The 24,483-nt window shown below is 71.7% G+C and carries 18 protein-coding genes; 7 read left to right on the forward strand and 11 right to left on the reverse strand.

Annotated features, from left to right (window positions below):
* Nucleotides 1–39 precede the first annotated feature (39 nt).
* Complete coding sequence (ligD, locus tag ABZ865_RS07470; protein ID WP_361225348.1) at nt 40–1,059, reverse strand: non-homologous end-joining DNA ligase; 1,020 nt, start codon at nt 1,057–1,059, stop codon at nt 40–42.
* A 75-nt stretch (nt 1,060–1,134) separates the two neighbouring features.
* On the opposite strand from ligD, the gene ABZ865_RS07475 reads away from it, so the two are divergent.
* Together ABZ865_RS07475 and ABZ865_RS07480 are read left to right on the forward strand one after the other, a co-directional pair.
* Nucleotides 1,135–2,211, forward strand: coding sequence for an ATP-dependent DNA ligase (locus ABZ865_RS07475; RefSeq protein WP_361225351.1), 1,077 nt, complete (start codon nt 1,135–1,137; stop codon nt 2,209–2,211).
* Between the two features lie 191 nt (nt 2,212–2,402).
* Nucleotides 2,403–3,371, forward strand: coding sequence for a DUF3048 domain-containing protein (locus tag ABZ865_RS07480; protein ID WP_361225354.1), 969 nt, complete (start codon nt 2,403–2,405; stop codon nt 3,369–3,371).
* 12 nt (nt 3,372–3,383) lie between these two features.
* On the opposite strand, the gene ABZ865_RS07485 is transcribed toward ABZ865_RS07480, so the two are convergent.
* A complete protein-coding gene (locus ABZ865_RS07485) occupies nt 3,384–6,065 on the reverse strand; it encodes an AAA family ATPase (RefSeq protein WP_361225357.1) in 2,682 nt (893 codons plus the stop codon).
* A 181-nt stretch (nt 6,066–6,246) separates the two neighbouring features.
* On the opposite strand from ABZ865_RS07485, the gene ABZ865_RS07490 reads away from it, so the two are divergent.
* The 3 genes from ABZ865_RS07490 (at nt 6,247) to ABZ865_RS07500 (ending at nt 9,966) form a co-directional block, all read left to right on the forward strand.
* Entirely contained in the window at nt 6,247–7,623 is a 1,377-nt protein-coding gene (locus tag ABZ865_RS07490) for an MFS transporter (RefSeq protein WP_361225360.1), read from the forward strand.
* Nucleotides 7,624–7,629: 6 nt separating this feature from the next.
* Nucleotides 7,630–8,817: an anhydro-N-acetylmuramic acid kinase gene (locus ABZ865_RS07495; protein WP_361225363.1), complete on the forward strand. Its 1,188-nt coding sequence runs from the start codon at nt 7,630–7,632 to the stop codon at nt 8,815–8,817.
* Nucleotides 8,818–8,907: 90 nt separating this feature from the next.
* Nucleotides 8,908–9,966, forward strand: coding sequence for a DUF2510 domain-containing protein (locus ABZ865_RS07500; RefSeq protein ID WP_361225366.1), 1,059 nt, complete (start codon nt 8,908–8,910; stop codon nt 9,964–9,966).
* A gap of 151 nt (nt 9,967–10,117) precedes the next feature.
* Here ABZ865_RS07500 and ABZ865_RS07505 read toward each other — a convergent pair whose 3' ends face one another.
* Nucleotides 10,118–10,762, reverse strand: coding sequence for a TetR/AcrR family transcriptional regulator C-terminal ligand-binding domain-containing protein (locus ABZ865_RS07505; RefSeq protein ID WP_361225369.1), 645 nt, complete (start codon nt 10,760–10,762; stop codon nt 10,118–10,120).
* Between the two features lie 271 nt (nt 10,763–11,033).
* On the opposite strand from ABZ865_RS07505, the gene ABZ865_RS07510 reads away from it, so the two are divergent.
* Entirely contained in the window at nt 11,034–11,834 is an 801-nt protein-coding gene (locus tag ABZ865_RS07510) for a phosphatase PAP2 family protein (RefSeq protein ID WP_361225372.1), read from the forward strand.
* A complete protein-coding gene (locus ABZ865_RS07515; RefSeq protein WP_361225375.1) occupies nt 11,831–12,823 on the forward strand; it encodes a hypothetical protein in 993 nt (330 codons plus the stop codon). The genes ABZ865_RS07510 and ABZ865_RS07515 overlap by 4 nt, the downstream gene beginning before the upstream one ends.
* A gap of 95 nt (nt 12,824–12,918) precedes the next feature.
* On the opposite strand, the gene ABZ865_RS07520 is transcribed toward ABZ865_RS07515, so the two are convergent.
* The 8 genes from ABZ865_RS07520 to ABZ865_RS07555 form a co-directional block, all read right to left on the reverse strand.
* Nucleotides 12,919–13,788, reverse strand: a complete 870-nt coding sequence (locus ABZ865_RS07520; RefSeq protein ID WP_361225378.1) for a phospholipid scramblase-related protein — start codon at nt 13,786–13,788, stop codon at nt 12,919–12,921.
* A 75-nt stretch (nt 13,789–13,863) separates the two neighbouring features.
* Nucleotides 13,864–15,912, reverse strand: a complete 2,049-nt coding sequence (locus tag ABZ865_RS07525) for a phosphocholine-specific phospholipase C (RefSeq protein WP_361225381.1) — start codon at nt 15,910–15,912, stop codon at nt 13,864–13,866.
* A gap of 251 nt (nt 15,913–16,163) precedes the next feature.
* The gene (locus ABZ865_RS07530; protein ID WP_361225384.1) at nt 16,164–18,341 is read right to left on the reverse strand and encodes a discoidin domain-containing protein; all 2,178 of its coding nucleotides are present in this window, start codon (nt 18,339–18,341) and stop codon (nt 16,164–16,166) included.
* Between the two features lie 56 nt (nt 18,342–18,397).
* Nucleotides 18,398–20,005, reverse strand: coding sequence for an alpha-amylase family glycosyl hydrolase (locus ABZ865_RS07535; RefSeq protein ID WP_361225387.1), 1,608 nt, complete (start codon nt 20,003–20,005; stop codon nt 18,398–18,400).
* A 30-nt stretch (nt 20,006–20,035) separates the two neighbouring features.
* A complete protein-coding gene (locus tag ABZ865_RS07540; RefSeq protein ID WP_361225390.1) occupies nt 20,036–20,911 on the reverse strand; it encodes a carbohydrate ABC transporter permease in 876 nt (291 codons plus the stop codon).
* Entirely contained in the window at nt 20,908–21,861 is a 954-nt protein-coding gene (locus ABZ865_RS07545; protein WP_361225393.1) for a sugar ABC transporter permease, read from the reverse strand. The genes ABZ865_RS07540 and ABZ865_RS07545 overlap by 4 nt, the downstream gene beginning before the upstream one ends.
* A gap of 5 nt (nt 21,862–21,866) precedes the next feature.
* Nucleotides 21,867–23,219 (reverse strand): extracellular solute-binding protein, encoded by a 1,353-nt coding sequence (locus tag ABZ865_RS07550; protein WP_361225396.1) that lies wholly within the window; start codon nt 23,217–23,219, stop codon nt 21,867–21,869.
* Between the two features lie 143 nt (nt 23,220–23,362).
* Nucleotides 23,363–24,361, reverse strand: coding sequence for a LacI family DNA-binding transcriptional regulator (locus tag ABZ865_RS07555; protein ID WP_361225399.1), 999 nt, complete (start codon nt 24,359–24,361; stop codon nt 23,363–23,365).
* Between the last annotated feature and the right edge of the window lie 122 nt (nt 24,362–24,483).

Here is a 24,483-nt window from a genome sequence, read left to right on the forward strand (position 1 = left end):
GGACCCGCGTGAGGCGTTGTACGTCAGGAGCCGTCACCGTCAGGGCGCCTCCTCGCGGCGGGCCCGGCTCGGCTGTACGCGCTTCGGCTCGCCGGGCATCTTCGGGTACTCGGGCGGGTACGGCAGGTCGCCCAGGCCGTGGTCGTGTTCGTCGCGGCGGGCCAGGTCCAGGAGGGCGTCCAAAGAGTAGGCGTGGTCGTCCATGTCGGCGTGGACGTCGCCGAGTTCGGCGAAGCGCGCCGGCATGGTGGCGATGTCGAAGTCCCGGGGGTGGGCCACGCCGACCTCCTCCCAGCGCAGGGGCGCGGAGACGGGGGCGTGGGGGCGGGGTCGTACGGAGTAGGCGGAGGCGATGGTGCGGTCGCGGGCGGTCTGGTTGTAGTCCAGGAAGATGCGCTCGCCGCGCTCCTCCTTCCACCACTTGATGGTGACCTGCTCCGGCATCCGGCGTTCCATCTCCCGGCCCACGGCGATCGCGGCCCGCCGCACCTGGGTGAAGGTCCAGCGCGGCTCGATGGGCACGAAGACGTGCAGGCCACGGCCGCCGGAAGTCTTGGGCCAGCCGCGCAGGCCGCCGAACTCGTCCAGGACGGCGCGCAGTTCGAAGGCGGCGCGGGCGGCGTCGGCGTAGTCGGTGCCGGGCTGCGGGTCGAGGTCGATGCGGAGCTCGTCCGGATGGTCGACGTGGGTGCGGCGCACCGGCCAGGGGTGGAAGGTCAGCGTGCCGTACTGGGCGGCCCACACCACGGCGGCCTGCTCGGTCGGGCACATCTCGTCGGCGCTGCGCCCGCTGGGGAAGGTGATGTGGGCGGTCGGGATCCAGTCGGGCATGCCCTTGGGGGCCCGCTTCTGGTAGAACCACTCGCCGGTGATGCCGTCCGGGTAGCGCTGGAGGGTGGTCGGACGATCCCGCAGGGCGCGCAGGATGCCGGGGCCGACTGCGGCGTAGTACTGGGCGACGTCCAGCTTGGTGTATCCGCTCTCCGGGAAGAAGACCTTGTCCGGGCTGGACAGTCGTACCGTCCGGCCGGCCACGTCCAGTTCCACAGCAGCACCCATGCGGCCCACCGTAGGCGCACCCCGCACGGCTCGCACACCGGGCGGCAGGGGTCGTATGCGAGCAGAATCGGACGCATGGATCTGCCGGTGATGCCGCCCGTGAAGCCGATGCTCGCCAAGTCGGTGGCGAAGATCCCGCCGGGCATGCACTACGAGGCGAAGTGGGACGGTTTCCGGGCGATCGTGTTCCGCGACAGGGCCGAGGTCGAGCTGGGCAGCCGTACCGGAAAGCCGCTGACCAGGTACTTTCCGGAGCTGGTCGCGGCGCTGAAGGAGCGGGTGCCCGAGCGGTGCGTGCTGGACGGGGAGATCGTGATCGCGCGGGGCGGACGGCTCGACTTCGACGCGCTGACCGAGCGGATCCATCCGGCGGACTCGCGGGTGCGGATGCTGGCGGAGAAGACCCCGGCCTCCTTCGTCGCCTTCGACCTGCTGGCGCTGGACGACCAGTCCCTGCTGGACGTGCCGCTGACCGACCGGCGGGCCCTGCTGGACCGGGCGCTGGCCGACGTCACCGCCCCCGTCCATCTGGCGCCCGCGACCACCGACGTCGAGGTGGCGCACCAGTGGTTCGAGCAGTACGAGGGCGCCGGCCTGGACGGGGTCATCGCCAAGCCGCTCACCGTGCCCTATCTCCAGGACGAGCGGGCCATGTTCAAGATCAAGCACGAGCGGACGGCGGACGTGGTCGTCGCCGGCTACCGCTTCCACAAGAGCGGCCCGGTGGTGGGCTCGCTGCTGCTCGGCCTGTACGACGACCGGGGCGCCCTCCAGCACGTGGGCGTGGCGGCCGCGTTCGCCATGAAGAAGCGTGCCGAGCTGGTCGAGGAGCTGGAGCCGCTGCGGATGGACGACGTGGCCGGGCATCCCTGGGCGGCCTGGTCGGACGAGACGGCGCACGAGACGGCCCGGCTGCCCGGGGCGCCCAGCCGCTGGTCGGGCAAGAAGGACCTGTCCTGGGTGCCGCTCCGGCCGGAACGGGTCGCCGAGGTGGCCTACGACCACATGGAGAACGGCGCCCGTTTCCGCCACACGGCCCGCTTCCGCCGCTGGCGCCCGGACCGCACCCCGGAGAGCTGCACCTACGCCCAGCTGGAGGAACCGGTGCGCTACGACCTCGCGGAGATCCTGGGCACCGGTCATCAGAGCTGACGCAGGGCAGACCCAGCACACAGCAAGCCGTTCCACAGCACCCCGTACGCCGCACGCCATACACCGCCCCCGCGTTCCCCCGCACCCCGATCGGCCCAACCGAACGCGCACGATCGGGGTCGACCGGGTATGGCCTGCGAAGACCTGTTGAGCGCACAATCGACCACACGAACGGGGTGGGAACAGTGGGCATGGGACACAGAGCGCGGCCACGGCGCGCCGCATGGGCGGCGGCGCTGGTGGCGGCCACGCTGACGGCCTCCCTCACGTCGGGCTGCACGCGGCACGGTCCGGCCGACGACGGTCGGGGCCCGGGCCCGGGCAAGAGTTCCGCAAGGAGCAGCGGTCACTCCGTACTGGCCGTGAAGATCGACAATGTGGGCCCGGCCCGCCCGCAGACCGGAATCGGCGCGGCGGACGTCGTGTATGTGGAGCAGGTCGAGGGCGGCCTGAGTCGGCTGATGGCGGTGTTCGCCACCACGCTCCCGAAGGCCGTGGGCCCGGTGCGCAGCGCCCGCGAGTCCGACCTGGAGCTGCTGCGTCAGTTCGACGAGCCGACACTGGCCTTCTCGGGCGTCCAGCACAAGCTGCTGCCGCTGGTCCGCCGGGCGCCCCTGCGGGCGGAGTCGCCGGACGAGGCCGCCGACGCCTACTACCGGGGCACCGGCAAGCCCGCGCCGCACAACCTCTACGTCCGCCCCGGGGAACTGCTGCCCTCCGCCCCGGGCAAGGCCGCGCTGACCACCGGCTTCCGCTACGGCCCGGCCCCGTCCGGCGGCGGTACGCCCGAGACCGCGCGCACCGTGCGCTACCCGTCGGCCCGCTTCACCTTCCGCTGGTCCGCCGCGCGGGAACGCTGGCTGGTCTCGATGGACGGCACCCCCGCCGAGACGACCGACGGAGGGCGGTTGGCGCCGGCGACGGTCGTCGTGCAGCACGTGAGGATCCGCTCCTCCCAGTACCACGACAGGCTCGGCAACAGCACGCCGTACACCGAGACGGTCGGTTCGGGGAAGGCGGAGGTGCTGCGGGACGGGCGGTCCTTCGACGCCACCTGGTCGCGTCCGGCCGCCACGGACGGTACGACGTTCACGGCACCGGACGGCAGCCCGGTCGACTTCGCCGACGGCCAGGTGTGGGTGGTGCTGGCGCCTCGGTGAGGCCGGGTTCCGTCAGCGCAGCCCCCACCCCGTCTCCAGCACCTCCCGCGCCTGGGCGGCCAGCCCGTCCGCACCGCACGAGCGGGCGAGGGCCAGGCCCCGGTTGAGTTCGGCGACCGAGCGGGTCGCGATGCCGTACTCGACGCGGGCGGCCGCGTGTTCGTACTGGCAGGGGGAGGCTTCCAGGTAGGCGACGGCCTGGGCGGCGAGGTGCTGGGCGGCCTGGCCGGTCTCCAGGGTGGCGGCGCAGCGGAGGGCCTCGCCGATGGCGGTGTCCGTGCCGAAGCGTTCGGCCTGCCGGCGGGCGTCCGCGGCGAGTTGGGCGGCCCGGGCGGGGTCCTTGGTGGCGAGGGCCTTGGCGAGGTCGATGGACCAGGAGGCGAGGACGGGGTTGTGGCCGCCGCGGGAGGCGGCGGTCTTCTCGGCGGCCTCCAGTTCGTGGATGCCGTCCTCGGCGCGGCCGACGGCGAGGAGCAGCCGGCCGCGCACGGAGCGGATGTCGGGCAGCACGATCGTGGACGGGTAGGGCGGGGCGAAGCCGTACTGCTCGGCGATGGTCCACGCCTCGTCGACGTGGCCGCGGGCCAGCAGGGTGTCGACGAGTCCGCAGGTCGCCGACCAGTACAGCGGCAGGCCGCGGCCGACGCGTTCGGCGAGGGCGAGTGCCTCGCGCAGGGCGGTCTCGGCGTCGCGCAGCCGGCCCTGCCTGCGGTAGGCGAGGCCGAGGAAGGCGTTGGCGAGGGAGAGGTGGCCGCCGCGCCAGCCGGCGCCGGTGTAGGCGCGCAGTGCCTCGGCGAAGAGGCTCTCGGCGCGGTCGAGCCGGTCGGCGTAGGCATACGCGCTGCCGAGCATCATCAGCAGTTCGACGCCCCACTGGTCGGTCCAGCCGAGACCGGGTGCGAGGCGGCCGTTGACCAGGGCGCGGTCGCAGAGTTCGACGATCTCCTCGGCGCTCTCACCGTGGGTCATGGCGTCGAAGCCGCGCAGGATCAGCAGGGCGCGTTCGGAGTTGTCACGGCCGGTGCAGGTGGCGGCGAGTTCGGCCAGGCGCCGGGAGCGTTCCGGGGAGACGGTCTCGCCGTGGATGCTCTCCCACATGAACTGCACGGCCTGCAGCCGCAGTTTCACGGGGCTCGCGTCGTGCCGGGCGGCCTCGGCCTCGACCGTGCGGACGGCTTCCTCCAACTGGTCGTTGTGGAGCAGCGCCTGGCTGAGCCGGACCACGGCGTCCACCCGCTGGTCGCCGTCGAGCCCGGGCATGCCGAGCGCGTACTGGAGGTGGTCGATGGTGACGGCGGGCGCGGTGAGCAGGGTGGCGCAGCCCAGTTCGTAGAGCACGTGCGCGTGCACGTCGGGGCGCGGCGGTTCCTCGAGGGCGCGTTCCAGGCAGCGGCGGGCCGCGTCGGGCGCGCCGACGGCGAGGTGTTCGCGGGCGGCCTCGCGCAGCTGCTCGACGAGTTCCTCGTCGTCGTCCGGGTGGACCTTCAGCAGGTGCCGGGAGGCCTCGGCGGCGCCGCGTCCCATCTCGGTGACGATCTGCGCGGCGATGCCGTGCATGGCGGTGCGCACGCCCTCGGGGATGGAGTTGTAGACGGCGGAGGCGATCAGCGGGTGGACGAACTCCAGCGCGCCGTCCTCCGCGCCGGGCACCGCCGGCTCGGTCTCGGCCTCGGTGAGGATACGGGCGCTGCAGAGCAGGTCGGCACAGTGCCCGGCGATGTCGGTGTTCATGGAGGCGAGCTGGGCGACGAGGTCGACGGAGCTGCCGGTGCCGAGGATCGCGGCCGCCCACGCGAACCGGGTGGCCTCGATGCCGAGGCCCTTGAGGCGGTCGACGAGTCCGCCGCCGCGCGCGGAGCGGTTCAGGGCCCGCAGTTCGGCGGCCTGCGCCTCGACCGGCTGGACCTCGGTGTCCTGGACCTTGGCGAGGAGTTCGACCGTGTCGTAGGGGTTGCCGCCGGTGACGGCCCACACCTCACGGCAGAACGGCTCGTCGGCGTGCCGGCCGACGGTGGCGCGGGTGAGTCCGGCGGTGGCGGCCGGGGTGAGGGCGCTGAGGTTGTTGACGGGACGGGCCGCCGCGGCCACCGCGTCGAGGAGGCGGGCGCTCTCCCCGCTCACCTCGCGGGGCCTGCGGGCTACCACGACCAGCACGGACAGGTCGTCCAGGCGTTCGGCGAACGCGGCGAGCCAGCGCAGGGTCTCCTGGTCGGCCCAGTGGGCGTCGTCGATGAGCAGGACCAGCGGCCATTCCCGGCGGGCGAGCCGGCGGACGGCCGCGACGAGTCCGTCGCACACGTACTGCGGGTCGACGGTGCCCTCGCCGGGGTCCACTATGCCGAGGGCGGGGCCGGCGATGTCGTACCAGTCGCCGAGGTATTCGCGGGCCTCCTCGGGCAGCAGGGTGATCAGCGCGGGCTGGAGCAGTTGCCGCACCACGTGGAACGGAACGGACTTCAGGGTCTCGCCGCCACGGGCGGCCCAGACGGTGCAGCCACGCCGTTCGGCGAGGCGGCGGGTCTCGTTGAGCAGCGCGGTCTTGCCGAGTCCGGCCTCGCCCCGGAAGACCAGCAGGCTGCCCGCGGACGACTGGTCGGCGCGCAGGGTGTCGAGCGCGTCTGTGACCGTGGCGATCTCCGTGTCCCGCTCCCACAGGGAAGCCGAGGCGGCCGTCGGCGGCCGTCCCTCCGTCATCCCGTTACCTCCCCAGGTCGCCCGAATGACGTACAGACCACGAGCGTAGCCGTCCGGTGGGATAAGTGGAGGCCGGTCCGGCCAGGAGTTGCCCCGCCGGGTGAAACAGTGTGCGGCCCGGCGACGCGCACCCCGTCCGACCAGCCACTGTTCACCCGACGGACCGTCAACAGGGCGTGGAATGAAGCTGGTTTTCGAAGAGAGAGGCGATCGTGCCTCTCGTGGCGCCGCGGGGGCACGCGCGCTGCCGTCGGTACGGGCGGTGGCGGCGGGGTCGGTGGGCAACCTCGTGGAGTGGTACGAGTTCGGTGTCTACGGCTATCTCGCGACGATCCTCGCCGAGCGGTTCTTCACCCCGGCGGGCGGAGGCGCGACCGAGGCGCTGGTACGGACGTACGCCTCCTTCGCACTGGCGTTCTTCTTCCGCCCGCTCGGCGCGGCCCTGTTCGGCCGGCTCGGCGACCGGGTGGGCCGACGCCCCGTGCTGATCGGGGTCATCGCGCTGATGACGGCCACGACGGCACTGATCGGCGTGCTGCCGACCTACGCGACGGCGGGCTCCCTGGCGCCCTGGCTGCTGACGCTCCTGAGGGCCGTTCAGGGTCTTTCGGCGGGTGGCGAGTTCGGTGGCGCGGTGGCCCTGCTGACGGAGTACGCCCCGCCGGGCCGGCGCGGTCTGTACGGGGCGTGGCAGTCGTTCACGGTGGCGCTGGGCCTGCTGGGCGGCGCCGGGGTGGCGGCGACGACGGCCACGGTGCTCACCGCGCAGCAGGTCGCGGCGTGGGGCTGGCGGCTGCCGTTCCTGCTCGCGCTACCGCTGGGGGCGGTGGCGCTGTGGCTGCGGGTGGGGCTGGCGGAGACACCCGAGTTCCGGGAGCGGGAAGGGCGTGGGGAGCGGGAAGGGCGCGGGGGGCCGGAAGGGCAGGGGAATCGGGATCGGGAAGGGCAAGCGGAACGGGAAGGGGACCCGGTGTCGATGCGGACGGCCGGCGCCGTGCTGCTGGGTGCCGGGCGGGTCATGGGCTGGGCGGCGGCCGGGTACACCTTCCTCGTCGTCCTGCCGTCGTATCTGCAGACCTCCCTGCACACGGACGTACGGCACGCACTGCTGGCCACCGTCCCGGCCAACCTCGGTTTCGCGGCGGCGATCCTCCCGGCGGGCCTGCTCAGCGACCGGGTCGGGCGGCGGCCGGTGATGCTGGCGGGGGCGCTGCTGGTGACGGGGCTGGCGGTGCCTCTGTTCAACCTCCTTCAGAACGACGGCACTTCGGCGGCCGTCAGAGGTGCGGCCACCTGCGCGGCGGGGGCGGTGGTGGGCCTTATGGCGGGACCCGGGCCCGCGCTGCTCGCCGAGATGTTCCCGGCCCGAGTGCGCTGGACGGGACTCGGGCTGGCCTACTCCCTGTCGAACGCGGTGTTCTCCGGCTGCGCGGGACTGCTCATCACCGAGGCGGTACGGCGGACCGGGAACGTGGACGTGCCCGCGTACTACGCGGCGGCGGCCTGCGCGCTGAGCGCCGTCGCGCTGATGAAGGACCCTTTCATGAAAGCGAGTTGAGCACGGGTGCTGGTGATCGGACTGATGTCGGGGACGTCGTACGACGCGGTGGACGCGGCGGCCGCGGAGCTGCGCCTGGACGGGGACACGCTGGTGCTGGAGCCGCGGGGCATGGTGAGCACGCCGTACGACGACGGGCTGCGCGAGGCGCTCGGGGCCGCGTTGCCGCCGGCCGCCGTCCCGCTCGCCGAGGTGTGCCGGCTCGACACCCGGATCGGGCAGGCGTTCGCGGCGGCGGCCGTCCGGGCCGACCATGAACTCTGCGACCGGCGGGCAGAGTTGGTGGCCTCGCACGGCCAGACCGTCTATCACTGGGCGGACGGCGGCCGGGTGCACGGCACGCTCCAGCTGGGGCAGCCCGCGTGGATCGCCGAGGCGACCGGGCTGCCGGTGGTCGCCGACTTCCGCCCCCGGGACGTCGCGGCCGGCGGTCAGGGGGCGCCCCTGGTGAGCCTGTTCGACCTGCTGTGGCTGCGCGGCCGGCCGGGCCGGCCGGTGGCGCTGAACATCGGGGGCATCGCCAATCTGACGGCGCCGGACGGGACGGCCTTCGACACCGGGCCGGGCTGCGCGCTGCTCGACGCGGCGGCCCGTGCCTTCAGCAGCGGGCGTCTGGCGTACGACGCCGACGGGGCCCTGGCCGCGCGCGGTGTGCCGTACCGGCCGCTGCTGGACCGGCTGCTGGCGGAGCCGTACTACGCGCGGCCGGCGCCCAAGACGACCGGCAAGGAGCTGTTCCACTCCGGATATCTGCGGGCGGCCGGTGGCGGCGGCGGTTATGGCGGCGTTGACGGTGTCCCAGCCGAGGACGTGCTGGCGACACTCACCCTGCTGACGGCCCGTACGGTCGCCGACGGGGTGCGGTCCGTCGGCGCGACGGAGGTGCTGGCCTCCGGCGGGGGCACCCGCAACCCGGTGCTGATGGACCTGCTGCGGAGCCTGCTTCCCGAGGTCGCCGTCCGTTCCTCCGACGAGGTGGGGCTGCCCGCGGCCGCGAAGGAGGCGTACGCCTTCGCGGTCCTCGGCTTCCTCACCGCGCACGGTCTCGCCGGGACCGACCCGCGCAGCACGGGCGCCCGCCGCCCGAGCGTCCTGGGCTCGCTGACCCCGGGCCGGGGCCCGCTGCGGCTCCCGCCGGTCGCGGAGCAGGGGCCGGCACGGCTGGTGGTGGGAGCGGCACAGATGCAGCCGTGACATGGCAAATCCGAGTGAAACGCACTGGTCCCCATGGCCGGTGACGGATCCTCTCATCACACTTTCACCGACGCCTCATACGGTGGGGGCATGACGCAGGTGACTCCTCCCGGGTGGTACCCCGACCCCGGGCAGACGAACGACGGTCCGCCCACCGAGCGCTGGTGGGACGGCACGGTCTGGACGGACCAGACCCGACCGGCCGGGACGGCCGCCCTGTGGGGTCCCCCGACGCAGGCGGTTCCCCCGGCGTATCCCGCCGCTTCCGCGTACCCGGCCGCTTCGGGGTACGGGGCGTACCCGGGCCATCCGGCGTATCCCGCCCAGCCGCCGGCCGCGCCCCGGCGCGGGCTGCGCATGGGCATAGCCGTCGCGGCGGCGACCGCGGTGCTGGTGAGCATCGGGGTCGGGGTGTACGCCCTCGCCAAGGACGACGGCGGCAGCGGCGACCGCGCCGGTTCGCAGCAGGGGCAGGGCGGGCCGGGCGGCTCGGACGGTGGGCCAGGCGGCCCGGGAGGATCCGGCGGGTCCGGAGGCTCGGGCGGATCCGGTGGGTCGGGCGGATCCGGTGGGCCGGATGAGTCGCCGTCCCCGGACCGTTCCGGGCCGCCCGTGATCGAGGGCGGCGGGAGCGTGCCGGATCCGTTCAACGGGATCAGCCTGCCCGTACCGGAGGGCTGGACGGGTTCGGTGATCCGACTCGGCGCGCAGGTGACCTCCAAGGCCTCCTACAAGTGCCCCGGCAAGAGCTCCCTGACCTGCACGGCCGGCGGCGCCTACTCGGCGTCCGCGGCCGATCTGGGCACGAAGGGCGACACGGCCGAGGAGGTCGCCAAGGCGGACGTCGCGGCCAACGCCGAGCACTCCTACGGCGGCACCACCTACGGCAGCATCACCTCGCACCAGGTGCTGGCCTCCCGGGCGGTGACGGTGGCCGGCCAGAACGGCTACCTGGTGCGCTGGAAGGCGGTCACCAGCAAGGGCGCCGACGGGTACGTCGAGTCGGTCGCCTTCCCCGCGCCGAACGACGCCCACCGGATCCTCGTGGTGCGCTTCGGTCTGGACGTGGGGCAGAAGACCTCCGTCATCGACGAGATCCTGAAGGGGATCAAGGTCTCGACCGGCGGCGGGAACGGCCAGGACGTCTGAGAGCGTCACGCCGTTCCGACGGCATGACGGCATGACGGCCTGAAGAAATGAAGCGGCCGGGTGGGGCGCCTCTCCGCTCAAGAGGAACCCCACCCGGCCGGTGGGTGCGCGCCGCCCCCGTCCCCACGGTGCGGCGCGAGCAGGTCACCGTTCAGTCATCCCGTGAACGGTGGCCTGGGTCTCCTGTCAGTCCGAGCGCGGGCAGCACCGCGGCCTCCACGAACCGGACGAGATAGCCGGCGTCGGCGTACTGGCCGCTGAGCACGGGCCGCACGCGCAGCACGCCGAACATCATGGCCGGGACGAACTCCAGCGCGGGATGGTCCGCGGGCACCTCGCCCCGCGCCACGCCCCGGTCCAGCATCTCCCGGAGCGCGGCGATCTCCGGGTGGACCAGCGCCTCGCGCAGCGCCTGCGCCAGTTCCTGGTCGGCCGTGACCGCGTGCCCCAGCGCCTGCAGCAGCCGGGTGTCCTTGCCGGACCAGTGGCCCGCGGCCCGCGCGGCCTGGCGCAGGTCGTCCGCGAGGGAGCCGGTGTCGATCCCCGCGAAGCGCACCCGGCCGCTGGCGCGCAGCGCGGCCGCGACGAACTGGGGCTTCGTCTTCCACTGCCGGTAGAGCGTGGACTTGCTGCAGCGGGTGCTGGCGGCGACGCCCTCCATGGTCACCGATTCGTAGCCGCACTCGCGGATCTGCTCCAGCACGGCGTCGAAGAACTCCCGCTCACGCTCGGGCGTGATCTTGGAGCGGCGCGAGGCGGCGACCGTCTCCGGCTCGTCCGCGGCCTGCGACGTCATGCGTGGCATCTCCTCACTCGTTCACGGCCGCCACAGCTTTGCCTCAAGGGCGGCTCTCCACACTTGCTTCCAGTGTGTCGCAGATCAATCGATACGCAAGTGTACCGGTACCCAAGCGTATCGGTACACTGGCGTATCGGTACCACGACGTATCGGTACCACGACGTATCGGTACGCCGACGTGTCGATGCGTTCCACCGTACCGATGAGTCCGCGCCTCGGCCCGGGTCTCAGCACCACCACACGCACCACCGTCATGAAGGGGCCGGGGATGAATGGCCGCACCGAGCCTGATGAAGCGGAGCCGGACGCGATAGCGACCGCGCGCCCACCGCTCCTTCGGGAGTTCCTGCTCGTCGCGGGGCTCTTCCTCGTCTACAAGCTCGGACGGCAACTGGCCGACGGCCATACGGCGGACGCCTTCCACAACGCGCGTCGCGTGTGGGACCTCGAACGGGCCGTGCACCTTCCCCGCGAGACCGGCGTGCAGTCCGCATTGCTGCACGGCGACACCCTCGTACACCTCGCGAACACCTACTACGCGACCGTCCACTTCCCGGCCACCCTGGCCTTTCTGGTCTGGCTGTACGTGCGCCGGCCCGCCCACTACGTGTGGGCCCGCCGGGTCCTGGCAGCGGTGACCGGCGCGGCCCTGGTGCTGCCGTTCACGTTCCCGCTGGCCCCGCCGCGGATGCTGACCGGCACCGGACTGGTGGACACCGCCCGGATGTACGGCCCGTCCGTGTACGGGCCGCCGTCCAGCGACCACCTCTCCAACCAGTTCGCCGCGATGCCCTCGCTGCACTTCGGCTGGGCGCTGATGCTGGCGATCGGCCTGATCGCGGCCACCCGCTCACCCTGGCGGTGGCTCTGGCTGCTGCATCCGCTGATCACCCTGCTGGTCATCGTGGGCACGGCGAACCACTACTGGATCGACGCCATCGTCGCCACGGCCATGCTGGGCGCCACCCTCGCCGTCATCCCCTCGCCGCACCGCACCAGCACCACCGCGGGGCGCGGCACCCGGCGGCTCGCCCCGAAGGAGACCGTCCTGGTGGGAGCGGGCCGATGAGCGCCGCCGCCCTGGTCGCCATCGGCCTGTCCCTGATCTCCGCCGTCGCCTACGCCGCTGCCGCCGTGGCCCAGGAACGCCTCGCCTCCCGCACCACCGGCACGGGTCTGCTCCGACTGCTCGGCACCGGCGCCTGGTGGTCGTCGGTCGGCCTGAACGCGGCCGCCGCGCTGCTGCACGTCATCGCCCTCAAGTACGGCCCCCTCACGCTGGTCCAGCCGCTCGGCGCGCTCACCCTGGTCGCGGCGGTGCCGCTCGGGGCGCGCGCGGCCGGCCGGCGGGTCAGCGCGGTGGAGTGGCGCGGAACGTCCCTGACGCTGCTCGGCCTCGGCGCGCTGCTGGTCACCGCCTCGGGCCCGGCGCCGGACCGGGTGCTGAGCCTGACCGAGGCGCTCGCGGTCGCCGGTACGACCGCTGCCGTGATCGGCATGCTGTCGCGGCCCGGCGCCCGGCCGGGCCTGCGCCACGCGACCGCCTCCGGCTTCGCCTCGGGTGTCGCCTCCGCGCTCACCCAGACCGTGACCGTGGCCGCGACGGACCGTTCGGGGCCGGCGCTGAGCCCTGAGGTGATCGTGGTCGCGGTCCTCGTGGCCGCGTTCGCCACCGGCGGGCTGCTGCTGTCCCAGACCGCCTACCGCGACGGCCTCGGCGCCCCGCTGGCCGTGGTCACCCTGGCCAACCCGGTGGCCGCCGCCGTCATCGGCCTGACCCTGCTCGGCCAGGGCCTGCGGGGTGGCGCGGGCGGCGTCCTGCTGGCGGTGGCCGGGGCGGGCCTCGCCTCCTGGGGTGTCGTCCTGCTCACCCGGGTGACGCCGGCAGCGGAGCCCGAGGCGGACGAGGAGCACCCGGTCGCGGCGGTCCTGGCGCTGGAGCCGGAGACGGCGACCCCCGAACCGGCGCTGGTGCCGAGACAGCCGGAGCGGAGGCGGCCGGAGCCCGAGCGGTCGGAGCCCGAGCGGTCGGAGCCGGGGCATCTCAGCCCCCTCTGAGCCTGTGCGAGCAGTTCGTCATACGACGGCGGCCGGTGCGCGCGGAGTTCGCGTGCACCGGCCGCCGTCGCCGTACTCCCCCGTGGGGAACCCGCTCAGCCCAGGCCCCGGGAGTCCTGCTTGAGCGCGGTGTCCACCGTCAGGGCCGTCGCCACCACGAGGCTCAGCAGCGGCTCGGGCAGCTGGTAGTGGATCTGCAGGACGTAGTTGTCCGCCGTCGTGAACAGCGTCTTGGCGAGGCCTTCCCAGGTCTTGGTGATCCGGGCGACCTCGTTGTCCGCGTGGTCGACGATGGCGAAGTTCCAGGCCCGCCAGTTCTCCGCCTTGATCGCGCCGACCTGCTGGCCGTTCGCGTTCATCGCGAAGTTGATCTTGCCGATCATGTTCTGCTGGACGATCTCACCGACCGGGGAGCCGTCCGGACGCGTCACGATGACCCGGGACTTGAAGATCTTCGCGGGCCGGGTCAGCAGCAGCTGCGGCTGACCGTAGGCGTCGCGGATCTCCAGCTTGTGGGTCATGAACTGGTCCCAGCTCGAGACGAAGCGCAGGACCTTCTTCAGCGCGCTCTGGCCGACCTCGACGACCGAGCCGATCTCGCGGCCGTTCTGATCCATGACCTTGTACTCGTTGGTCACCTCGATCAGCTTGGCCTTCTGGTTCACGACCAGGACCGGCTCGGTGAACAGGGAGCCGCCGCCGGGGCCGCCGGCCGCGACCCCGGCCTGCTGCTGCACCTGGCGCTGCACCTTGGGGTCGGCGGCCTGCTGCTGCGGGAACTGCGGCGCGGCCTGCTGCTGCGCCGCCTGCTGGGGAGCGGCCTGCTGCTGCGGAACCTGCCCGGCGGCCTGCTGCGCCGGGTTCGTGTGCTCCGTCCACTGCGTGCCGTCCCAGTACCGGAGCGTCTGAGCCGCCCCGTGCGGATCGGGGTACCAGCCTGCAGGAGTGTTCGATTGCGTGGTCACCCGGGCACACTACCTTGATGTGACCGGTACCTGACCAGCCCGCACGGGGCGCTGTTCATCGCTCGTTCACCCCGTTCACACGGTGATGATCGCCGGGTCGCTGACGCCGGGGAGCCCGTTCTCCACGTGGCCGGCGAAAGCGCGCAGGAAGGCGGGGTCGGTGTCCGAGGTGACCGTGAGGTCGTACCACCGCTTGCTCGCGGTGAGGGCGACGGTCTGCTTCACGGTGGCGCCGGGCCGGACGGACACGGACACGGGGCTTCCGCCGTAGCCGTTCACGAGCTTCAGCTTCACCGTGCCGGAGCCCTTGTTGGTGAAGGTGAGCTCGACGTTGTCACCGGCGTGCCGGGCGGTCACCTCGGGGCCGGCGACCTTGTTGCGGCCCTTGAAGACGCGCAGGAAGCCGTTCGGACCGTGCACCGCGAGGTCGTAGGAGCCGCCCGAGTAGACGGAGTTCCAGGTGTCGGAGAGGGTCTTGCCGGCCTCGGTGGTGTAGGTCCAGGGGCCGTCGGTGCGGTTGTTCGAGGTGACCAGGAAGACGGCGCCGGCCTGGGCTCCGGAGGCGAAGCTCAGCGTGAACTTGCCGGCCGCGGTGTCCGCCGAGCCGTCCACCGCAGGGGCGTACTTGAGCGGGCGGGTGGGGCGGCTGCCGCGCTCCTGCTGGGGCAGGGACGGGTTGGCGGGCGGGGTGGGGACGTAGTCGGGGTGCCGGTCGTGGTCCGGGGGCTGGTAGCCGGCGGTGGAGGGCAGCGTGACCGGCGCCGTGTCCTTGCGGGAGAAGTCGAAGGCGGAGGTCAGGTCGCCGCACACGGCCCGTCGCCAGGGCGAGATGTTCGGCTCGTGGACGCCGAAGCGGCCCTCGATGAACCGGATGATCGACGTGTGGTCGAGGGTCTCGGAGCAGACGTAACCGCCCTTGCTCCACGGGGAGACGACCAGCATCGGCACGCGCTGGCCGAGCCCGTAGGGGCCGGCGCTGTGGCTCGCGTCGCCCTTGAACAGGTCGAGGGAGGGGTCCACGGTCGACTTGCCCTGGGCACCGGAGGCCGGCGGGTAGGGCGGGATGACGTGGTCGAAGAAGCCGTCGTTCTCGTCGTAGGTGATGAACAGCGCGGTCTTGCCCCACACGTCGGGGTTGGAGGTGAGCGCGTCCAGGACCTGGGCGACGTACCAGGCGCCGTAGTTGGCGGGCCAGTTGGGGTGCTCGGTGAAGGCCTCGGGGGCGACGATCCAGGAGACCTGGGGCAGCTTGCCGGCCTTGACGTCCGCCTTGAGCTGGTCGAAGAAGCCCTCGCCCTTGCGCGCGTCGGTGCCGGTGCGGGCCTTGTCGTAGAGCGGGTCGCCGGGCTTGGCGTTCTGGTACTGCTTGAAGTAGAGCAGCGAGTTGTCGCCGTAGTTGCCGCGGTAGGCGTCGTTGATCCAGCCCCAGGAGCCGTTCGCGTCCAGGCCGTCGCCGACGTCCTGGTAGATCTTCCAGGACACCCCGGCCTGCTCCAGGCGCTCCGGGTACGTCGTCCAGGAGTAGCCCTTCTCGTCGTTGCCGAGGACCGGGCCGCCGCCCTTGCCGTCGTTGCCGGTGAAGCCCGTCCACATGTAGTAGCGGTTGGGGTCGGTGGAGCCTATGAAGGAGCAGTGGTAGGCGTCGCAGATGGTGAAGGCGTCGGCGAGCGCGTAGTGGAAGGGGATGTCGTCGCGGGTCAGGTAGGCCATCGTCGTCGACGACTTGGCGGGCACCCACTTGTCGTACTTGCCGCCGTTGAACGCGGTGTGACCGTCGTTCCAGCCGTGCGGGAGGTCCTGGATGAAGGCCAGGCCCAGGTCGTCCGCGTCCGGGTGGAAGGGGAGGATGTCCTTCGTGCCGTCGGACTGCTTCCAGACGGACCTGCCGTTCTGCGTCACCGGGCGCGGGTCGCCGAAGCCCCGCACGCCGCGCAGCGAGCCGAAGTAGTGGTCGAAGGATCGGTTCTCCTGCATGAGGACGACGATGTGCTCGACGTCCTCGACCGAGCCCGTGCGGTAGTGGGCGGGCAGTGCGGCCGCGCGCTGGATGCTGCTGGACAGCGCGGTGAACGCCGTGGTCGCACCCGCCAGTTGCAGGAATCTACGCCGGTTGACTTCGGACATTCGTGAGATACCCCTCATCCTGACGAGCTGCATGGGCCGAAACGTGCGCGAATCTGCGCGGTGCGAGTGTTCCAAGAGCACCAAACGCCAGGGAAGGGTCGGGCGGCGCCTACGTGAAAGTTGTCTGTACAAGCAAGGCGGCCCTCCGGGCGCGACGCGCCACCGGGTACGGGCGGGGCCCCGTACCCGGGCGCCGGGCGTCGTCGGGGGACGCAGGCGGTCAGGAGGCCGGGGGTGCGGACATCAGGAGGTCAGGAGGTCAGGTACGCCTCCACCTCGCTGAACTGCCCCGCCGGCCAGCCCGTGTTGGCACTGACGCTCAGGCGGAGGTAGCGCACGCTGGTGCCGCCGGGCAGGGAGACGGTGGCCGTGTTGCCGGTGGCCGGATCGAAGCGGTAGCCCTGGGAGCCCAGCACCGTGGAGTAGGCCGAGCCGTCGGTGCTGCCAAGAACCGTGATGGTCTGGGTGCGGGCGCCCCACGCCGAGGACGGCGGCAGCTTCAGCACCAGGCGGCGCACGGCGTAGGAGGAGCCGAGGTCGACCGTCCAGGACTGCGGAAAGGCGTTGTTCGTCGACTCCCAGTAGGAGTTGGCGTCGCCGTCGACGGCCTTGCCGGGCGTGTAGACGTCCTGGGAGCCGGTCGCGCTCGCGGGGCGGCCCTTGGCGAGGTTGCGGTTCGGGTCGGGGTCGGGGTTGCCCTGGCCGGGCTGGGGCCAGGTGGAGCAGTCCGACCAGGTGCTCGCCCAGCCGGAGTTGCCGCCGCCGTCGGTGAGGGTGAAGGCGCCGGAGTTCGCCGGGTAGGGGCAGTTGTAGACGCCGGCGGCACCGACCTGGGTGGCGGTGACGTCGCGGAAGGTGGCGGCGCCCTGGGCCTCGGCCTGGACCACGACCGTCCCGGTGTTCCGCACGGTCGCGCCGGTCACGTTGACGTTCCGGACCGGGTAGCCGCGCCCGCCCCCGGAGACGAACTCGAAGGCGCTGTACGGGCTGTCGGTGATCGTCGTGTTCGTGATGTTCACGGTGGCGTCGATGGCGCTGTCGTAGGAGTCGACGCGCAGCGCGCCCATCGGATGGTTCCAGTTGGGGTTCATCGCGCCGGTGCGCACCAGGGTGTTGCCGTCGACCGTGATCGTGCCGGACAGGGGCGAGAAGGGGTCGAGGAACTTCTGGTTGGAGATCGCGATGCCGCTGCCGAGGGCGTTGGTGTCGGAGATCAGGTTGTTCCGCACGGCGATGTCGGTGCCGCCGTAGATCGCAATGCCGTTGGCGAGGTTGGGCTGCGAGATGGTGTTGTTCTCGAAGCTGCTGTTCGTGTCCGGCGCGTACAGGGACCACATGGCGAGGGAGTCGTCGCCCTGGTTGCGCAGGAAGTTGTTGCGGACCCGGACGCCCCGGGCGGTGCCGTTGAGGTTGAGGCCGTCGGCGGTGGTGTCGAGGATGCGGTTGTTCTCGACGACGAGGTTGTCGTTGTTGCCCATCAGCCAGAACCCGCACTTGAGGTGCTGGATCCACATGCCGGACACCGAACTGTTCGGCCCCAGCGAGCCGTTGACGAAGTTGTCCGGGTTGGAGTCGACGCGCTCGGTGACCTCGCCGATGACGGCGAAGTCCTTGATGTGGACGTTGCCCGAGGAACCGGACTGGTCGATGAACCGGGAGGTGTGCACGACCGAGTACCAGCTGCCCGCGCCCTGCAGGGTCACGTTCTGCACGCCGTTGAAAGAGGACGTGAGCCGGTAGTCGCCCGGCGGGATCCACACCACACCGCCCTGGGCGGCCGCGATGGCGTCCCGGAAGGCCTGGGTGGAGTCGCCGTTGCCGCTCGGGTCGGCGCCCTTGGAGACGACGGACACCGAACCGGCGGGCTGGGAGGCGGCCGCCGCGACCTGCTCGAAGTCGGCGACGTCCACGGTGACCTGGGTGCCGGCCGACTCGAAGGCGACCTTGTCACCGGGCTGGACGTTCTGCCCCAGCAGGAGGCGGGCGTTGTCGAAGAAGTGGTGCGTCTTGGCGCCGGGGATCCAGCCGGTGTCGACGTACGAGTACTTCGAGGTCACCGGGAGCGTCCGGGCGAGCCGGGTGCCGTTGACGTACACGTTCAGCGTGCCGGACTGGCCGTCCGGGACGCTGTAGGCGACGTTCACGGCGTCGGACGCGCGCGGCACGGTGAACTCGACCCGCTGCCCGGAGCTGAGCCGTACGGCCTGGCGTCCGGAGGCCTCCGAGGCGAGCGTGCCCTGCGTGTAGTCGGGGCCGGTCCTGGTGCCGGTGGTGGTGGCCGACTCCGCCTCGACGGAGCTGAACGGGAGGCTGGCGCCGGCGGCCGCGTGGGCCCCGGGGGCCACGGCGACGAGCATGCCGGCGGCGAGGGCGACGACCGCCCCGATGGCCGGCATGCGCCTGAGGTGCCTGGCGGTGCTGCTGTGCATGTGCTGATCCCTTCGTGGTGGGGGTGCGGGGATAGCAGGGGTGACGCGACGGCGGCTCAGGCACGCAGCCAGGCGGCCGTGTCCTTCGGCAGCCGGCCCCGGTCGTCCAACGGACCGCTGGAAAGGAGCAGTTGGGAGTACGAGGGAAGGTCGGCCGGTGCGTCGGCCAGGTTCACCACGCAGGCCGTGCCGTCGGCGCGGGTGAAGGCGAGGACGCCCTCGGGGGCGGGCAGCCAGGTCAGGGGGCCGTCGCCGAACACGGGCCGCAGCCGGATCGCCGCGCGGTACAGGGCGAGCATCGAACCCGGGTCCGCCGCCTGCAGGTCGGCGGCGTAGTCGGCCCAGTCGTCCGGCTGCGGCAGCCAGGGCTGCACGCGCGAGCCGAAACCGGCGTACGGCGCGTCCGCCGCCCAGGGCAGCGGGACCCGGCAGCCGTCCCGGCCGGGGGCGGTGCCGCCCGAACGGAAGTACATCGGGTCCTGGACGCGGTCGGCGGGGATGTCGGCCTCGGGCAGGCCGAGTTCCTCGCCCTGGTACACGTACACCGCGCCGGGCAGGGCCAGCGACAGCAGGGCGGCGGCGCGGGCGCGGCGGGTGCCGAGTGCCAGTTCGGTGGGGGTGCCGAAGGCTTTGGCGGCGAAGTCGAAGCCGGTGTCGGTGCGGCCGTAGCGGGTGACCGTGCGCGTCACGTCGTGGTTGCACAGCACCCAGGTGGCCGGGGCGCCCACCGGGGCGTGCTCGGCGAGGGTGGTGTCGATCGACGTACGCAGCCGTTCGGCGTCCCAGGGGCAGGACAGGAACGAGAAGTTGAAGGCGGTGTGCAGTTCGTCGGGCCGTAGATAGCGGGCGAAGCGCTCGGCGTCGGGCAGCCAGACCTCGCCGACGAACACACCGTCGTAGTCGTCGGCCACCGCCCGCCACGAGCGGTAGATGTCGTGGAGTTCGTCGCGGTCGACGAAGGGGTTCGGGTCGCGGCCCTCGACGAAGTCCGGCAGGCGGGGGTCCTTGGCGAGCAGGGCGGCCGAGTCGATGCGGACGCCCGCGACCCCGCGTTCGAACCAGAAGCGCAGGATGTCCTCGTGCTCCTGGCGGACCGCCGGATGGGCCCAGTTGAGGTCGGGTTGTTCGGGCGTGAACAGGTGCAGGTACCAGTCGCCGTCGGGCAGCCGCGTCCACACGGGCTCGGTGGAGCCGACGAACTGCGACGGCCAGTCGTTGGGCGGACGTTCGCCGTTCTTCCCGCGTCCGGGCCGGAAGTGGAACAGCTCGCGCTCGGGGCTGCCGGGACCCGCCGCGAGCGCGGCCCGGAACCAGGGGTGCTGGTCGGAGACATGGTTGGGCACGATGTCGACAATGGTGCGGATGCCCAGCTCCCGTGCCTCGGAGATGAGTTTCTCCGCCTCGGCGAGGGTCCCGAAGGCCGGGTCGATGACCCGGTAGTCGGCGACGTCGTAGCCGCCGTCCTTCAGCGGGGACAGGTACCAGGGGTTGAACCAGAGGGCCTGCACGCCCAGTTCGGCGAGGTACGGCAGCTTGGCGCGGACGCCCGCGAGGTCACCGGTGCCGTCGCCGTCGCCGTCCGCGAAACTGCGGACGTACACCTGGTAGATGACGGCGGAGCGCCACCAGTCCTGGCTGTTTCGGGCATGGGTGGGCTGTCCCACTGTGCGTGCCTTTCTGTCGAGGGGGCCGGATCAGCCCTTGGTGCTGCCCGCGCTGATCCCGGCGATGATGTGCCGCTGGAAGACGAGGAACAGCGCCACCATCGGGATGCTGGCGATCACCATCGCGGCGATGAGCACGGTGAGCTGGATGTTCTGCGACAGCTGGACCAGGGCCACGCTGATCGGCTGCTTGTCGGTGTCGGAGAAGACCATCAGCGGCCACAGGAAGTCCTGCCAGACGGCGACCAGCGCGAAGATCGACACCACGCCGAGGACCGGCCGGGACATGGGCAGCACGACCGACCACAGGGTGCGCAGCTTGCCGGCGCCGTCGATCTCGGCGGCCTCCAGGACGTCGCGGGGCAGTTGGTCGAAGAACCGCTTGAGCAGGTAGAGGTTGAAGGCGTTGGCGACGGCCGGCAGCCAGATGGCGAGCGGGTCGTTGAGCAGGCTGGTGTGGATCAGCGGCAGGTCGGCGACCGTCAGGTACTTCGGTACGACGAGCGCCTGGGCGGGCACCATCAGGGTGGCGAGGATGCCGCCGAGGATCACCTTGCCGAAGGCCGGCCGCAGCTTGGACAGGGCGTAGGCGGCGGCCGTGCAGAACACCAGCTGGAACGCCCAGGCTCCGGCCGCCTGCACCACCGTGTTCCACAGGTGCTCGGGCAGCTGCATCAGGTCCCAGGCGTCGGTGTAGCCGCTGGTGTGCCAGTGCTTCGGCACGAGTGTCGGCGGGGTGCGGGCCACCTCGTCCGGTGACTTCATCGCGCCGGTGACCATCCAGTAGACGGGGAAGAGGAAGGCGAGCGTGAAGAGCAGGACGACGCCGGTGAACACGGTCCAGTAGGCGGCCCGGCCGCGGGGGCGGGCGAGGGTGGCCGGGGAGATCAGGGTGCGGGTGCTCATGCGTCCCCCTCGGAGCGGGTGAGCCGCAGGTAGACGGCGGAGAAGGCGCCGAGCAGGACGAGCAGCATGACGCTGAGCGCGCAGGCGCCGCCGAAGTCGTTGTAGAGGAAGGCGTATTTGTAGATGAGGTAGAGCACGGTGACGGTGGCGTTCTCGGGGCCGCCGCCGGTGATGACGAACGGTTCGGTGAACACCTGCATGGTGGCGATGATCTGAAGGAGCATCAGCATCAGGATCACGAACCTGGTCTGCGGGACCGTGACGTGCCGGATGCGCTGGAGCAGGTTCGCGCCGTCCAGTTCGGCGGCCTCGTACAGCTCGCCGGGGATGGACTGCAGGGCGGCGAGGTAGATCAGGACGGTGCCGCCCATGTTGGCCCAGGTGGCGACGATCACGAGCGAGACGAGCGCGGTGTCGGTGCCGTTGGACCAGTTCGAGGTGGGCAGGTGCAGGAAGCGGAGCGCCTCGTTGGCGAGGCCGGCTCCGGGGTCGTAGAACCACTTCCACAGCAGGGCGCTGACCACCGGCGGGATCATCACCGGCAGGTAGACGACCACGCGGAAGAACGCCTTGGCGTGCCGCAGTTCGTTGAGGACGAGCGCGAGCACGAAGGGGATCGCGAAGCCGATGAGCAGGGCCAGCAGCGTGAAGGTGAGCGTGTTGCGCCAGGCCGCGCTGAACTCGGGATCGTGCCAGACCCGGCTGAAGTTGGCGGTGCCGACCCATTCGGGGGACGAGCCGGGCGTGTACTTCTGGAAGGCGATGACGACCGCGCGGATCGCCGGGTACCAGGAGAACAGGGCGAAGCAGATCAGTCCGCCGAGGAGGAAGGCGTAGGCGCGGGCCTGGTCGACGAGGCGGCGCCGTCCCCGGCCCCCCACCGGGGACGGCGCCGGGACCGGGTGGACGGCGATCTGGTCGGCGGCGCGCCGCTCGGCCGTCTTCGTCATGGCGGTCAGCTCCGGGCGAGGATGCCGTCGATCTTGCCGGACGCGTCCTTGAGGAGCTGGTCGATGTCCGCGTCCTTCTTGGTGAGGACGGCGGAGACGACACCGTCGAGGACGGAGTAGATCTGCTGGGCGTTCGGCGGCTCGATCTTCATCTGGAGGTGCTGGTTGCCGTCGAGGAAGGCCTGGTAGTTCTCCACCGGCACATTCGCGTTCGCCTTCTTGACCTGCTGGTCCTTGGCGTCGGCGGCGCCGGTGAACAGGCGTGGCTCGGGCAGGCCCACGGGCGCGTCGGTCTTCTTGGCGCGGGCGTAGTCGCCGAGGAAGCCCTTGCCGGGGGTGAGGAACATGTGGTCGAGCCACTTGAGACCGGCGCGGATCTGGGCGGGGGTGGCCTTCTTGTTGAACATGTAGCCGTCGCCGCCGACGAGGGTGCCCTTGCCGCCGGGCATGGGGGCGAGGGCGAGGTCCTTGTAGTCGCCGCCCTTCTCCTTGACGAGGATCGGGATGTTGTCGGGGGCGGAGAGGTACATGCCGAGCTTGCCCGAACCCATCATCTGCTGCACGTCGTTGATGATGAGCAGTTGCTTGCTGCCCATGGAGTCGTCGGTCCACCGCATGTCGTGCAGGTTCTGCAGGACGGCGTGGCCCTCGGGGGTGTCGACGGTGGCCTTCTTGCCGTCGGCGCTGACGACGTCGCCGCCCTGGGAGTAGAGCTCGGCGGTGAAGTGCCAGCCGCCCTGGTTCTGCGCGCTGTAGTCGGCGTATCCGACGGTTCCGTTGCCGAGCGTGGCGATCCTCTTGGCGTCGGCGCGCAGCTCCTCCCAGGTCGCCGGGGGCTTGTCGGGGTCGAGTCCGGCCTTCGCGAAGAGCTTGCGGTTGTAGATCAGCCCCATCGAGTAGCCGGTGCGGGGTATGCCGTAGACCTTGCCGTCCACGGTGTAGATGTCCCGCAGTTGCTGCTGGATGGTGTCGTAGCTCTTCAGGTCCTTGAGGTACGGCGTGAGGTCGGCGGCCTGGCGGATGTCGACGACGTGTCGGGCGTCGGTGAAGTACGTGTAGAAGACGTCCTCCATCTGCCCGCCGGCGAGCTTGGCGTCGAAGGTCTTCGGGTCCTGGCAGGGGAAGGCGTCGTGCGCGACGACGTCGATGTCCGGGTTCTGCCTCTCGAAGGAGGCGACGTCCTCTTCGAAGAACCGCCGGTCGACCTTGGCGCTCTTGGGCGGCTCGCAGTTGACGGTGATGCGGGTCTTCCCGCTCCCCGCGTCGTCGTCGCCCGACCCGCAGGCGGACGCGGCGAGCGCGAGGGAGGAACAGACGCCGATCGCGGCGACGGTACGGCGGAACCCGGTGCTTCTCATCGGTGGACCCCTCAAGGCAGGAGCGGTGGGCGCCGCACACTCAAGCACCGACACCAAGCGTCCGCAAGATGTCGCGCAGAATCTGTAATTATTCGACAGCCGATTGGATCTCCTGGACCCCCTCCGGGACCCTCTCCCGGATCTCAGTCGCGCGGAGCTTGCGCGGTCGATCCGCGGACCACCAGTTCCGGCTCGAACAGCAGCTCCTCGGCGGGTACGGCGGTGCCCCCGATCTGCGCGTTCAGCAGTTCCACGGCCGCGCGGCCCATGGCCTCGATGGGCTGGCGGACGGTGGTGAGCGGGGGCTCGGTGCAGTTCATGAAGGCCGAGTCGTCGTAGCCGACGACGGAGATGCGGCCGGGGACGTCGTGCCCCTTGCGGCGGGCGGCGCGGACGGCGCCGAGGGCGAGCGGGTCGCTGGCGCAGATGATGCCGGTGACACCGCGGTCGATCAGCCGGGCGGCGGCCGCGTGACCGCCCTCGATGGAGAAGATGGCCCGCGCGACGAACTCGTCCGGAAGGTCCCCGGCGATCGCGCGCGCGGCGGCGAGTTTACGGGCGGAGGGCACGTGGTCGCCCGGGCCGAGGACCAGGCCGATCCGCTCGTGACCGAGGGAGGCCAGGTGGCGCCAGGCCTGCTCGACGGCCACGGCGTCGTCGCAGGACACGCCCGGGAAACCGAGGTGTTCGATGGCCGCGTTGACCAGGACGACCGGGATGTTGCGGTCGGCGAGCAGCCGGTAGTGGTCGTGCGGCGCGTCCGCCTGCGCGTACAGGCCGCCGGCGAAGACGACTCCGGAGACCTGCTGTTGCAGCAGCAGTTCGACGTAGTCCGCCTCGGAGACGCCGCCCTTGGTCTGGGTGCACAGCACCGGGGTCAGTCCGAGCTGGGCGAGCGCGCCGCCGATGACCTCGGCGAACGCCGGGAAGATGGGGTTCTGCAGCTCGGGCAGGACGAGGCCGACGAGCCGGGCGCGCTCACCGCGCAGCTGGGTGGGGCGCTCGTAGCCGAGGACGTCGAGGGCGGTGAGGACCGCCTGCCGGGTGGCGTCGGAGACCCCCGGCTTGCCGTTGAGCACCCGGCTGACCGTGGCTTCGCTGACCCCGACCTTCTTCGCCACTTCCGCAAGTCGTCGCGTCATGGACGCAAGAATAGCGCAAGAAACGCAAGCAGCTTGCGTAAGTGCGTGAGAACGCAAGAAGCCCCCCAGGGAGAGACCTGGGGGGCGGGGGCGCGAGGGATGTTTCCGGCCCGGCGCCGTCG

Source organism: Streptomyces sp. NPDC047085 (assembly GCF_040643735.1).
Classification (GTDB): Bacteria; Actinomycetota; Actinomycetes; order Streptomycetales; family Streptomycetaceae; genus Streptomyces.